Here is a 12813-nt window from a genome sequence, read left to right on the forward strand (position 1 = left end):
GAGCGGACGGACGTGACTCGTGGACGCCCATGAAACGGCCTTCGGCCCGGTGCTGTCGGCATCATCCAAGGCCGTTGCCATCGAGATCCTCGTCCACGGGGCAGAGTCCCGCGCACGCCTCGCGCAGCGCATGGGGCTGTCGCCGGCGACCCTCACGCGACTTGTCAGGCCACTGGTGGAAGCGGGCGTCCTCGTCGAATCGGATGCCGTTCGAACGCCCGGCCGGGGGCGGTCCTTCCTCCCCCTGGACGTCGTCCCCGGCAAGTACCTCTTCATCGGGCTGAAGCTGACAGAGCAGTCCATCTACGCCGTCGTCACCGATGTTCGTTCACACGTCCTCGCTCAGGAAACGGTGCCCTTGCCGTCTCTTCGCGTCGCCGATGTGGTGGCCTCTGTCAAAGACGTCGTCTCCGACTTCCAGGCGCGGATTCCGCAGCAGGTGACTGCCGTGGGGCTCACAGTGGGAGGCAAGGTCGAAGCGGGTGAGGTGGTCGCCGACTCCCCCTACCTGCACTGGCACGACGTGCCGTTCCGCTCTCTCGTGAGCGAGGCACTCGAGCTCCCGGTGCATCTGGACAACGATGTCGTGGGGCTCACGAGGGCTCAGCAGTGGTTCGGGCACGGAAGGGGCTACTCGAGCTTCGCCCTGCTGACCGTCGGAGCCGGAGTGGGATACGGGCTGGTCATCAACGACGTCATGGTTCCCACCTTGGTGAACCCGGTGAGCCACTACCCGGTGGATCCGCTGGGGCCGCTCTGTCCGCTCGGTCATCGTGGGTGCATGACGGCCATGCTGTCGTCGGGGGCGATCGCCACCGCGGTGTCGGTGGCGCACGGCCGCTCCATCGGCTACGACGAAGTCCTGAACATGGCGAAAGGCGGGGACGCGACGGCCGTGCGGGTGGTGCGCGATGCCGCTCGGGCCCTCGGCCGCGCGGCATCAGCCATCACCGCGCTCACGGGGGTGACCCGGATCATCCTCTCGGGCGAGGGTGTGCACCTCGTCGATGTCGCCGGCTCGAGCGTCGAGGAGGGGCGAGCGGAGTACGACGTCGATGGGGCGATGCACGGAGAGCTGATCGTCCGCCCCATGGACTTCATCGAGTGGGCTCGCGGCGCGGCCGTCATTGCGATCCAGAAGGAGTACCCCGGCGCTGCCGCCGGCGCAACGGCTGATGCGGCACCGCTCGAGCCGGAGCCCGCCGCCTCATTCGGTTAGGGAATTGCACGGCATCTTGACATTTCTCGTTTCAGGCTGAAATTATGTCCGAGGGCCCGTCTCAGGACTTTCAGCGTTAGGAATCGCAACGATGCATACCTTCTCTCTCAGGACGCCGGCCATCCTCACGGCCGCCGCCACAGTGCTGATCCTCAGCGGCTGCACCGGTGGTGGCACCGGCTCCAATGCGGACGGTGACACACTGCGGTATCTCGTGGAGCAGCCCGAGGATCCCGCGGCGTTGCAGGCGCTGGAAGATCACCTCGCGGAGTTCTCGGAATCGAGCGGGATCGACGTCGAGGTCGAAGCGATGCCGTTCGACACCCTCCGCACGGTTCTGCAGACGCAGCTGCAATCCGGCGAGGGGCCCGATGTGTTCAACTGGGGCTCGGGCCCAGGATTCGGCGGGGCGTTCGCGGAGGCGGGCCTGCTCTACGACCTCACCGACGCCTACGCCGAGTACGACTGGCCCTTCTACGACTTCGCCAAGGAGCGCGTCACCTTCGAGGACACTCTCTATGGCATCCCCGGCGAAATGGAGACCCTCGGGCTCTTCTACAACGCGGATCTCTTCGCCGAGCACGACATCGCGCCTCCGGAGGACCTCGCCGGGTTGGAGGCCGCCTCGAAGAAGCTCGCGGATGCGGGCATCGTTCCGATCGCCGCCAGCAACCAGGAAGGGTGGCAGGGCGGGCACCTGCTGAGCATGGCGCTCTCGAGCCGCGTCGGGTCGACGGGAATGGACGCGCTGGTCAGTGGCGAAGCCTCGTGGGATTCCCCTGACGTGGTCGCCTCCCTTCAGCTGTGGCAGGACTACCTGGAGCAGGGCTACCTTCCGGAATTCCCGACCTCGCTCAGCTACGACGGCGCGAGTGCGCTCTTCTACTCGGGCGAGGCGGCCATGGTCCCGACCGGGAGCTGGCTCATCTCTGAAATCGACGACAACGCAGACTTCGAAGTCGGGTACATCCCCTTCCCCGCTGAGGATGGCCCCGGAATCTTCGCGGGCGGACTCGGCTCAGGTCCGATGATCTCCGCGAGCACGACGAAACTCGATTCTGCCCTCGAGCTCGTCGACTACCTTGCATCGCCGGAGCACGCGCAGTGGATGGTGGAGAACCTGAACGTCATCCCGCCCCAGCCGATCGCCGCAGACGTCGACGTGTCGCCGCTCTTTCGTCAGGTGCTCGATGACACCGCGAAGTTCTCCGATGGCACGGGCGACTTCGGTTACAACATCGACGTGCTGACCACGGATGAGTTCAACGAGGCCATGCTCGACGGTGTCGCTGCGATCCTCTCCGGTCAGATGAGCGCCGAAGAGGTCGCCGCCCAGATGCAGGCTGCGGCGCAGCAGTGACCGTCGGGATCGCGGTCGGCGCCTCGGCTCTCGCCGACGGGCCTGACCCGGCGACCAAGAAGAGAAGGCGCTCGACCCGGATCGTGCTCGACACGCCGCGCGCGACCAGGCGGGCGCAGACCCGCCTCGGGTTGCTGCTCGTCGCGCCCGTGATGATCCTGGTCGTGCTCTTCTTCCTCGTGCCCCTCGGAAACGCCATCTACTACGCGTTCGTGGACTTCAACGGGGTGAACCCGAACCCCGAGTTCGTCGGGCTCGCCAACTTCATCGAGCTGTTTCAGGATCCGAACCTCTGGCCGGCGTTGAAGAACAACGCCATCTGGATCATCATCGGAACGATCGCGCCGCTGGTGATCGGGCTCGCTCTCGCGCTTCTCATGTGGAACGTCGGGCGGGGTGGCGTCCTCTACCGAGTCGCGTTCTTCCTCCCGTACGTCCTCCCGCAGGTGGCCGTCGGCGTGGTGTGGAGCTGGATCTATGACCCGGTGCGCGGCTGGCTCAATCAAGCGCTCGATGCGGTAGGGCTGTCCTTCCTGCGGACGGGATGGCTCGGCAACCCGGATACAGCTCTGTTCGCGGTGCTCGCCACCGCCATCTGGGCGACATCGGGTTTCGTCTTCGTCATCCTGCTCGCCGCGCTACGGAACGTGGACATCGAGCTGGTCGACGCGTCCCGGCTCGACGGGGCGAACACCATCCAACGACTCTGGTACATCATCCTTCCGCAGATCATGCCGGTGTTCCTGATGGTCACGACGATCACTCTCGTTGGCGGGTTCAGCGTCTTCGACATCATCTTCGTCATGACCGGGGGCGGTCCGGCCGGTGCGACCGATGTGCTCGGCACGCTCGCCTACAGCGAGGCATTCCAGCTCAACCGCATCAGCTACGGCACGACCATCGCACTGGTGATGACGGTCCTCGCGGTCCCGTTCGCGGTATGGCTGAACCGACTCCAACGACGGGTTTCTCTGCAGGGAACGGGCGCATGACCATCAACGACAACCCGACCTCTCCGCGCGTGAGAGCGGGGCGCGTGGGCAGGCACGCCGTTCTCATCGTGCTCTCGCTGTTCGCGATCTTCCCGATCATCCTCACGATCTCGACGGCTTTCAAAACGGACGCCGACGTGACGGTGAATCCCTTCGGGTTGTTCTCGTCGTTCTCCTTCGAGAACGTCGTGGCCGCCTGGACGGACGGCAATTTCGGCGACTACGTGCTCAACAGCTTCCTCCTGTCGGTGCCCAGCACGATCCTGGTGGTGGTCGTCTCGACGATGGCGGGATACGCCTTCGCCCGGCTGCCCTTCCCCGGGCGTGGCATCGCGTTCTACTTGGTGATGCTGGGCCTGCTGGTGCCCTTCTTCACCTACATGATCCCGCTCTACTTCCAGCTCAGGGGGATGGGTCTTCTCGACACCCTCCCCGGCGTCAACCTGGTACTCACCACGACGGGGCTCGCCTTCGGAACGTTCTTCATGAGGGCGTTCTTCTCCGATCTGCCCACCGAGTTGGAGCAGGCCGCACGCATCGACGGGGCCTCCGAGTGGCAGATCTTCTGGAGGATCATGGTCCCGCTGGTCTCGGCGGGAGCCGGAGCGCTCGCCGTTTTCACCTTCCTCCAGAACTGGAACAACTTCCTCGTTCCCCTGCTCTACGTTCCCGGCGGGGAGTTCCGCCCGCTCACGACGGGGCTGTATCTGTTCCTCGGCGGCCGGTCGATCGACATCGGGCCACTCGCGGCGGGCACGCTCATCACGATCATTCCGGTGATCGTCGTGTTCATCCTGTTGCAGAAGCAGGTCACTCAAGGTTTCCTCTCCGGTGCGGTCAAGGGCTGATCCGCTCCGTTCCCCCTCGACCCGAAAGCGACGCGCATGCACGACGTCCTCGATCCCCGCGACTATGTCCCCGACGAGGCCGAGCAACTGCGATTGAGCGGGTTCGACGTCGGCGAGATGGAACAAGAGGCCGCGGACGCTGCCCGGCGGGGAGATCTGGCGGCGCTCCTCTCCCTCGAAGAGAGGATGCGACGGCTCGAACGGACGCCGGACTGGCGGTACCGCGAGCCGGACGACGATGCGTCGCTGGAGGCCCTGTTCGCGGGGATGCCGCGAACAGCGGTGGATGCCGCGCAGCTGCCCTCTCGCATCCGCGGCGCTTGGCTGGGGCGAACCGTGGGGAACACACTCGGGAAGCCGATCGAGGGGCTGACACGCGCCGAGCTCGAGATCTACCTGAAGGCGACCGGCCACTGGCCGCAGCGTGGCTATCTCCCGCTGCTGGAGCCGCTGCCCGCGGGGGTCGGTGCGCTCCACCCCTCTGCGAACACGGCGTCGGCGGGGCTCTTCGAAGACGTACCCCGCGACGACGACATCGACTGGACCATCCTCGGCCTCCACCTGCTGGAGACGTACGGGCGCGACCTGACCACCGAGCAGGTCGCGGCCGAGTGGCTCGACCGGGTGCCGTTCAGCCAGACCTTCACGGCGGAGCGCGCGGCGTATAGGAACCTCATCCACGGTGTGACCCCGCCGGACACGGCAACCCGGAGCAACCCGTACCGGGAGTGGATCGGTGCACTCATTCGCGCCGACGCCTTCGGATTCACGAACCCGGGCGATCCCGGTGAAGCGGCCCGGCTCGCCCTCGTCGATGCCCGGCTGACGCATACCGCGAACGGCCTCTACGGCGAGCTGTGGGCGGCGGCCCTGGTTGCCGCAGCGCTGACGTCGACCAACGCCGAGGACGCTCTCCGCCGGGCAGCGGGCGTCGTGCCCCCGGAGTCCCGGCTCGCGGAGGCGCTCGATGGCGTGTTGGATCTGTTCGATTCCGGCGCGGACCACGTGGCGGCGCTCGACTGGGTGGACGAGACCCTCGGCGAGTACCCGTGGGTACACACCATCAACAACGCCGCCCTCATCGCGATCGGCCTGTTGTGGGGCGACGATTTCGTCAGCGCCGTGGGGATGACGATCTCGGGCGGGCGGGACACGGATTCCAACGCCGCGACGGTCGGGGGCGTCTTCGGCGCTATCCATGGGGCTGGAGGCATCCCCGCCGAACTGATCGGAACCACTCACGTTCGGGTGCGGAGCGCCGTGCGCGACTTCGATCGCGTGACCATCGACGAGCTGACGGAGCGCACTCTCGCTGTCACCCAGAAGCTCGCCTTGGAGGAGCGGTGACTCCGGCCGCCTAACGTGATCCAGATCAGGGCGGCGACGGGGCTGACGGCGGCGCGGCAGTTGCGGAGGAGCGTGTCGGGGCGCCTCGCGATCCCGCCGCCCGTACGCCCTCCTCGGCGCCCCAGCGTCCGAGCGCGACGATCGCCTCGCCCAAGGCGAACCCGCGATCGGTCAGCGCGTACGCCCGGGTGTTGTGCCGGAGGGGCAGCCGGGAGAGCACGCCGGCCGCTTCGAGCTCGCGCAGGCGGGTCGCCAGCATGTTCGTGGGCACTCCGAGGTCGCGCTGCAGATCGCCGTAGCGCTGTGGCCCGTCGAGCAGCCGCTCCACGATGAGGAGTGCCCACCGTGGTCCGACGATGTCGAGGGCTGCGGCGAGGTCGCTCACGCGCTCTGATCGGCGTCCGGCTTCATCCAGAACGGCGAATAGTGGTAGCCGTCCGGGTCGTCGAACTGGCGCTGGTACATGAAGGGGTAGTCGTCGGTGTCACCGATCCGCCCGCCGGCCGCGCCGGCGCGCTCGGTGAGCTCGTCGACCGCCTCGCGGCTGCCGAGGTCGAACGACACCGTGACCTTCGAGGGCGTGTCGGGTCCACCCACCAGCTCCTCGGCGGCGCCGACGCTCGCGTACATCTCGCGGCTGCCGAGCATGACGTACTGCTCGGGCGCGATCGCGAAGCACGACACGTTGTGATCGGACATCTCGGCGTTGAGTGCGTCGTCAAGCCCTGCACTCGCACGGCCCTCTTGACTGGCTGTCGCGGGCGCGTAGGGTGAAGGCCAAATGTGTACGGTGTGAACATCATCCGGCGCGCTGCGGCGCCCCGGTTCGATCTGAAAGGGGTGAGACTCATGGATTCCACGACCATCACGGCGCACCCGCCCATCACCGACGCGGACGAATGGCGCCGCCAACTGGACGAACTGCGCGTGCGCGAGAAGGCGGCCACGCGCGAGCTGGACGCGATCGCCGCTCAGCGACGACGGCTGCCCATGGTCCAGATGCCCGACTACGTTCTCGACAGCGAGAACGGGCCGGTCCGCTTGGCGGACATGTTCGAGGGGAAGTCGCAGCTGATCACCTACCACCACATGTGGCGACCGGGACAGGAGTGGCAGTGTGGCGGCTGCACGGGCTTCACCGCCCAGTTCACGCGGCTGGGCTTCCTGGACCTCTACGACGCCCGCTTCGTGATCGTCACGCAGGGCGAGATCGGCGAGGCGCTCGCCTACCGGGACAAGGTCGGCAATCGGATGCCGTGGTACTCCACGGGCGCAAGTTCCTTCGGCGCGGATGTCGACGCCCCTCCCGGAGGCGGCTTCGCCGTGAACGTGTTCCTCCGCGACGGCGACACCGTGTACCGGACGTGGCACACGAACGGACGGGGCACGGAACAACTCACCCACACGTTTTCCCTCATCGACCTGCTCCCGTACGGCCGGCAGGAGGAGTGGCAGGATTCCCCGGAGGGCTGGCCTCAGCATCCGGCCTATGAGGGATGGCTCGACTCGAAAGACATCGCGCGTCTCTACGGTCCGAAGCAGCCGACCTGAGCCTCAGAGGAGAAGCACGCACGGCGAAGGCCCCCTGCGAAAAAGCAGAGGGCCTTCGTTGCAAGCGATCGGGGTTGTCCCCTGTGCTCGGTGCTGAAGCTCAGCGACCGTTGCGAGCCTCGCGGTCGTCGCGGTCGTAGAACTCCCGGCTGCCCGACTTGGCCAGCCCGCGGCTGATCATGTAACCGATGGTGAGCAGCGTGGCGTAGAGCCAGACCTGCGACGCGCCGAAGCCCTGGCCGTCTTCGTGGTTGTCGACGACGAGGGAAGCGATGAACATCGCGACCAGAATCACCACGTAGGCGATGAACTCGGTGGTCTTGAACGCCGCCTTCGTCTCGGTGGAGAGGCGGGAGCTGCGGACGTTCTGAGTGGTATTGCTCATTAGTGATTTCTTTCCTGTGACGGTCGGGCGCGAATGCGCGCCTCAGGGAGATAACCAGGCTGAACGAATCCTGTATCCCCCCTTGCTTTTCGGGGCCGGCATCAGGAAAAACCAGACGGCACACCCTGCGCCCCCACCGGCTCGGCGCGCGGCCGCGGGCGCGCCGAGGTCAAGCGGTGCTGTCGCCCTGTCCGGCGGGGCGTTGGTACACGTCCGGAACACCGTCCTCATCCGCATCCACGCTCTCCTCCTCGGCGATGCGCTTGTAGACGCGGTTCCGCGCGATCAGGATGAGGGACGCGGCGAGCGACGCGATGACCGACGCGAGCATGATCGCGATCTTGGCGTCGTCGTTGTGCACGCTCTCGGGACCGAAGCTGAGTTCTGCGATGAGCAGGGAGACGGTGAATCCGATGCCGGCGAGGATGCCCACACCGATGAGGTCGATCCACCGGAGGGCCGGGTCCAGGCGCGCGTGCGTGACGGCGGTGAGTATTCGCGTCGTGAGGACGATGCCGATGGGCTTCCCCAGTACCAGTCCGGCGACCACCCCGATGGTGACCGGATCCGTCACGGCGCGCGCGATCCCGTCCACTCCCCCGACGGCCACTCCGGCAGCGAAGAACGCGAAGATCGGTACGGCGAAGCCGGCCGAGAGCGGTCGGAAGCGGTGCTCGAACACCTCCGCCAGTCCTCCCTGCAGGGACGTCAGCGCGGAGCCTCTGGGCTGTTTCACCGGGACGGTGAAAGCCAGCGCCACGCCGGCGATCGTGGCGTGCACCCCTGAGGCGTGCATGAACGCCCACGCGAGGAAGCCGATCGGGAGGAGGATCAGCCAGGCGGCTGCGGGCTTCAGGTGGAACAGCTTCTGGTATCGCTGCGCGATGACGCCGTACATGCCGACGGTGAGCACCGCGAGGAGAAGCGGAATGAGCTCGATGTCGCTGGTGTAGAAGATCGCGATGATGACGATCGCGATGAGGTCGTCGACGACGGCGAGGGTGAGAAGGAAGATGCGCAGCGGGCTCGGCAGGTGCGATCCGACGATGGCCAGGACCGCGACGGCGAAGGCGATATCGGTCGCCGCGGGAATCGCCCATCCCGCGAGCAGAGTCGGCGACTGCCACACGATCGCCACGTAGATGAGTGCGGGGACGGCGACGCCTCCCGCAGCTGCGGCGATCGGAACGACGGCCGTCCGGAAGTCCCGCAGATCGCCGACGATCAGTTCCCGCTTGAGTTCGAGCCCGACGAGGAAGAAGAAGATCGCGAGAAGCCCGTCCGCCGCCCACGCACCGAGGGACAGTTGCAGATGCCAGGGCGCGTAGCCGATCGTGAAGTCACGCAACGCGAAGTACGCATCGGCGGCGGGCGTGTTGGCCCAGATGATCGCGACGGCGGCCGCGGCCACCAGAAGGGCGCCACCGACGGCTTCCTTCCTCAGCAGCGTGCCGATGCGGCTGGCCTCGGCGTAACTGCCGCGCTGGGGGAAAGCGGCCGGGGTCGATCGTGGATTCTGTGGCATCGGTTCCCGCCTATGGCTTCGGTCGACAAGGGAAGTGTCGACCAGACTTCCCGACGCGCCTCGTCCACCCTACCGGCGCGACTGCCGCGTCCAGGCATCGTAGTCCGTTCGCTCCACCGCGGCGAAGGGGGGTGCGAAGCCTGCGCGCATGCCGACAATGGCCCCATGTTCCGTGGTTTCTCCGGGGTCGTCGGCGCCGCCCTCCGCGGCTTCTTCGCCCTCCTCCTGCTCGCGCGTCGACCCCGACCGATCCACGCACGAGGCGTCCTGCTGGAGGGCGACCTGACGTGGATCGGCGGGACGGTGTCCTCCGGTATCCGATGGATCGACGAGGCGTCGCCCGCCCCCGTGCCGGTGGTCGCGCGGCTATCGCGGTCGGTCGGCCTGCCGCCGGCACTCCCGGATGTTATCGGCCTGGCCCTGCGGTGCCGCGCCGGCGGGCGGGCTGTCGACCTCGAACTGGCGACGACCGGCGTCGGAGTGCCGTCCCGCTTCCTCCTCCTGCTGCGCCGCTCCCCCACCCGCGCCACGTTCGGAAGCCTCCTGCCCTACCGATCGCAGAACGGGCCGATCCTCGTGTGCGCGCGCAGCGCTCCCCCGCGGATGCTGCCGGCCGAGGTCGCCCGCGTCGGGGATGCCCTGCGCCGGGAACCGTGGCGCATCCGCCTGTACTTCGCGAGACCGACCGGGAAGTGGCATCCGTTCGCTCAGGTGGACCTGCGCACATCCGCCGAGCAGGACGACCGCGACCTGCGCTTCGACGCTGTGCGCAACCCGCTCCCGGGCGCACAGATCTACCGATGGGTGGAGCGGCTGCGTCAGCCCTCGTATCGGCGCGTGCAGGGCACACCGTGACGCCGTGGATGCCCCGAACGATGTCGGCGGGCGCGCGGGTGGAGCCCGGACTTACGTGACGGCCTTCCGCACCAGGTCCGTCACCGTCGCCTCGACACCGGGCGTCCAGGTGCGCACCGCGAACCCGACCGGCCACATGTCGCCGTCGTCGAGGTGGGACTTGTCTTCGAAGCCGATCGTGGCGTAGCGCGTCTTGAATTTGCGGGCCGGCTGGATGAAGACGACGATCTTGCCTTCGGCGTTGGCGAACCCGGGCATGCCGTAGTACGTCTTGGGCACGAGGTCGGGGGCCACTTCGCTCACCACCTTGTACAGCCCCTCGGCGAGGCTCTTGTCCTCCGGTTCGAGGTCGGCGATGGCCTCGAGAACCGCCTTCTCACCGGCGGCGCGGCTCTTGCCGGCCTTCTCCTGCTCCCGCAGCTCTTTGGCGCGCTGCTTGACCGCCTCGCGTTCTTCCGCGCTCAGTCCGTCGGACGTATCCGTCTTAGCCATAGCCCTTACCTTTCGCTACCTGCCTGAGGTGTCGAGCCTCACGTTACGGCGCTGAGTGCGGCGACGCTTCTCGGATCGTGATCGAGTCGGCGAATCACTCCCGCGGCAGGGCGACAGGTCTTCCATCGCACCTGCCCGTCAATGCGGAACGCCCCCTTCCGCGCAAGGCGGGAGGGGGCGTTCCGGGTGCCGTCAGATACCGCGTATCTGGTGACGGGTGGGGCAGTCGAAGGGGTCGCGCGCGGCGAGCCCGACCTCGTTGAGGTACTTGATGACGATGCCGTAAGACTGGATGAGGCTCGTCTCGGTGTACGGAACGTTGAGCGTCTCGCACGCCTCGCGCACGATCACGCGGGCCCGTGACAGATACGGGCGGGCCATGCTCGGGAACAGGTGGTGCTCGACCTGATAGTTCAGGCCGCCCATGAGGGCGGTCGCCCACCACCCACCGCGAACGTTGCGGGAGGTGCGGACCTGCTTGGTGAAGAAGTCCAGGCGGGCGTCCGGTGCGATGACCGGCATGCCCTTGTGGTTCGGAGCGAAGGAGGCGCCCATGTAGACACCGAACACGGCCATCTGCACAAAGATGAAGGCGACGGCCAGTCCGAGCGGCAGGAAGAGGAAGACGGGAACGATGACCGCGGCCAGGCGCAGCAGGATGAGGGTGAGCTCCATCCAGCGGCCCTTGATGGGCTCACGCGAGGTGATGAGGTGCTTGATGCCGAGGAAGTGGAGGTTCCAGCCCTCCATGGTCAGCAGCGGGAAGAACAGCCACCCCTGACGCTGGGTGATGAAGCGAACCACACCACGCGCCTTGGCGGCGTCGTCCTGGACGAACGAGATCGTGTCGATCTCGATGTCGGGGTCTTTGCCGACCCGGTTCGGGTTGGCGTGGTGGCGGCTGTGCTTGGAGTCCCACCACGAGTAGCTCATGCCGACGAGGGCAGGGCCGATGAAGCGGGAAAGGCGATCGTTCGCCGGACCGGAGGAGAGGATGACGCGGTGCGCGGCCTCGTGTGCGAGGAACGCGATCTGCGTGAAGACGATGCCGAGCGCGGCGGCGATCAGGAGCTGGAACCAGCTGTCGCCGAGCAGGATGAATCCTGCGATGCAGCCGGCCAGGGCAACGAGGAGAGCGCCGGCGACCAGGGCGTAGAACCACTGGGCACGACGGAGAAGACCCATTTCTTTCACCACCTGCGAGACCTGTGTATAGGCCTTGGCGACCGGGGGGAATGATTCACGGGTGGCATATGTCTGCCGGACCGGACCCAGTGTGGCCTTTGTGGGGGTGACAGTGGTCAAGGGTCTCCTTGGGTTAGACAGCCAGACCCAAGGTCATGCTGAAAGTGATATGCGGGGGCGGATGCGCCCGCTATTGCCGACCATACTAAGGACGGCTGGTACCCGTATGTCAACGCGCGGATGCACAGTTACTGCACAGCCGCCCGAAACGAGATGGATGCGGCGGGCTTCACGCCCGCCGCATCCTCACGTCACACGAGGCGGATGCTCGAGGCCTGGGGGCCCTTCGGGCCGCGCTCGACGTCGAACTCCACGCGCTGCGCCTCTTCGAGGGAGCGGAAGCCGCCGCCCTCAATCGCGCTGTAGTGCGCGAACACGTCGGGCGAGCCATCCTCGGGGGCGATGAAGCCATAGCCCTTTTCGGAGTTGAACCATTTCACAGTTCCGAATGCCATCGGATCTCTCTTTCTTAAAGAGGGGCCGCTACGGCGGCCCCGATTACCGCGACGAAAAGATCGCGGAGATGTCGGGCGACGTCGCCCAGGATGGGGGTGGCTGTCGAAGCAGCCCAGTGCGTCTTCCAGGCAACGCTGCGCCAGAAGGAGGGCGGCGAAGACGCCGAGGCGAGTGCCGACGGCATCGTGTGCCGAGAAGCGCGTGTCGTCGATGGTCACGTGCCCGGCGTATTCACCGGCACGGTGTGCGACATACACGTCGAGATCGGCCTTGAGCCAAGTCAACGGAGAGGAAGAAAGTTCAGAAGGTGAAAGCAAAGAAGAGATGTGAAGATGTCGATTCAGTCGTGCAACCCGGTTCAGCGATGAGAGCGGGTCTGTGGATTTTTGCCCGGATGGGCGGTGTCCGTCATTGGAGAACTCATCCGGACAGGCGACGCGCGTGATGCTCGTCGTAGTACGACACTACCCCAGTGCGGTGCCGCTGTCTGCATGTTCACCCGAATGCTGCGAAACCGGCGGCCGTTCAGCGCCTCGCG

The 12813-nt window shown here is 66.6% G+C and carries 13 protein-coding genes and 2 pseudogenes; 8 read left to right on the plus strand and 7 right to left on the minus strand.

The features are described 5' to 3' along the window. The first annotated feature begins 19 nt into the window (after window positions 1-19). The 5 genes from AC4FS2_RS09700 to AC4FS2_RS09720 all read left to right on the plus strand — a co-directional run bounded on the left by AC4FS2_RS09700 (window position 20) and on the right by AC4FS2_RS09720 (window position 5766). Entirely contained in the window at window positions 20-1219 is a 1200-nt protein-coding gene (locus tag AC4FS2_RS09700) for an ROK family protein (RefSeq protein WP_491151761.1), read from the plus strand. 91 nt (window positions 1220-1310) lie between these two features. Beyond that, window positions 1311-2579 carry an ABC transporter substrate-binding protein gene (locus AC4FS2_RS09705; protein ID WP_491151759.1) on the plus strand — a complete coding sequence of 423 codons (1269 nt, stop codon included), beginning with the start codon at window positions 1311-1313 and terminating at the stop codon, window positions 2577-2579. After that, window positions 2576-3571 (plus strand): carbohydrate ABC transporter permease, encoded by a 996-nt coding sequence (locus tag AC4FS2_RS09710; protein WP_491177100.1) that lies wholly within the window; start codon window positions 2576-2578, stop codon window positions 3569-3571. Before AC4FS2_RS09705 ends, AC4FS2_RS09710 begins: the two co-directional genes overlap by 4 nt. Next, window positions 3568-4419: a carbohydrate ABC transporter permease gene (locus tag AC4FS2_RS09715; protein ID WP_491151755.1), complete on the plus strand. Its 852-nt coding sequence runs from the start codon at window positions 3568-3570 to the stop codon at window positions 4417-4419. The genes AC4FS2_RS09710 and AC4FS2_RS09715 overlap by 4 nt, the downstream gene beginning before the upstream one ends. Before the next feature lie 36 nt (window positions 4420-4455). After that, window positions 4456-5766, plus strand: a complete 1311-nt coding sequence (locus tag AC4FS2_RS09720) for an ADP-ribosylglycohydrolase family protein (RefSeq protein ID WP_491151753.1) — start codon at window positions 4456-4458, stop codon at window positions 5764-5766. Between the two features lie 109 nt (window positions 5767-5875). Here the strand turns inward: AC4FS2_RS09720 and AC4FS2_RS09725 are convergent. Both AC4FS2_RS09725 and AC4FS2_RS09730 read right to left on the minus strand, forming a co-directional pair. Then, a pseudogene (locus AC4FS2_RS09725) lies at window positions 5876-6151 on the minus strand (winged helix-turn-helix transcriptional regulator); the annotation flags it as partial. Then, a pseudogene (locus AC4FS2_RS09730) lies at window positions 6148-6477 on the minus strand (VOC family protein); the annotation flags it as partial. The pseudogenes AC4FS2_RS09730 and AC4FS2_RS09725, both read right to left, overlap by 4 nt. A 138-nt stretch (window positions 6478-6615) precedes the next feature. On the opposite strand from AC4FS2_RS09730, the gene AC4FS2_RS09735 reads away from it, so the two are divergent. Then, window positions 6616-7317 (plus strand): DUF899 domain-containing protein, encoded by a 702-nt coding sequence (locus AC4FS2_RS09735; protein ID WP_491151751.1) that lies wholly within the window; start codon window positions 6616-6618, stop codon window positions 7315-7317. A 100-nt stretch (window positions 7318-7417) separates the two neighbouring features. On the opposite strand, the gene AC4FS2_RS09740 is transcribed toward AC4FS2_RS09735, so the two are convergent. Both AC4FS2_RS09740 and nhaA read right to left on the minus strand, forming a co-directional pair. Next, entirely contained in the window at window positions 7418-7702 is a 285-nt protein-coding gene (locus AC4FS2_RS09740) for a hypothetical protein (RefSeq protein WP_491151750.1), read from the minus strand. A gap of 169 nt (window positions 7703-7871) precedes the next feature. Then, window positions 7872-9227, minus strand: coding sequence for a Na+/H+ antiporter NhaA (gene nhaA, locus AC4FS2_RS09745; RefSeq protein ID WP_491151748.1), 1356 nt, complete (start codon window positions 9225-9227; stop codon window positions 7872-7874). Window positions 9228-9392: 165 nt separating this feature from the next. Between nhaA and AC4FS2_RS09750 the strand changes: the two genes are divergently transcribed. Beyond that, window positions 9393-10082, plus strand: a complete 690-nt coding sequence (locus tag AC4FS2_RS09750) for a hypothetical protein (protein WP_491151747.1) — start codon at window positions 9393-9395, stop codon at window positions 10080-10082. 51 nt (window positions 10083-10133) lie between these two features. Here the strand turns inward: AC4FS2_RS09750 and AC4FS2_RS09755 are convergent, their stop codons facing one another. The 3 genes from AC4FS2_RS09755 to AC4FS2_RS09765 all read right to left on the minus strand — a co-directional run bounded on the left by AC4FS2_RS09755 (window position 10134) and on the right by AC4FS2_RS09765 (window position 12274). After that, entirely contained in the window at window positions 10134-10574 is a 441-nt protein-coding gene (locus AC4FS2_RS09755; protein WP_491151745.1) for an iron chaperone, read from the minus strand. A gap of 192 nt (window positions 10575-10766) precedes the next feature. Further along, window positions 10767-11879, minus strand: coding sequence for a fatty acid desaturase family protein (locus AC4FS2_RS09760; RefSeq protein ID WP_491151743.1), 1113 nt, complete (start codon window positions 11877-11879; stop codon window positions 10767-10769). A 191-nt stretch (window positions 11880-12070) separates the two neighbouring features. Next, complete coding sequence (locus tag AC4FS2_RS09765) at window positions 12071-12274, minus strand: cold-shock protein (protein ID WP_135068062.1); 204 nt, start codon at window positions 12272-12274, stop codon at window positions 12071-12073. A gap of 96 nt (window positions 12275-12370) precedes the next feature. Here AC4FS2_RS09765 and AC4FS2_RS09770 point away from each other — a divergent pair, with 96 nt between their 5' ends. After that, window positions 12371-12586 carry a hypothetical protein gene (locus AC4FS2_RS09770; RefSeq protein ID WP_491151741.1) on the plus strand — a complete coding sequence of 72 codons (216 nt, stop codon included), beginning with the start codon at window positions 12371-12373 and terminating at the stop codon, window positions 12584-12586. The last annotated feature ends 227 nt before the right edge of the window (window positions 12587-12813 follow it).

Source organism: Microbacterium sp. Z10_103, assembly GCF_058310455.1.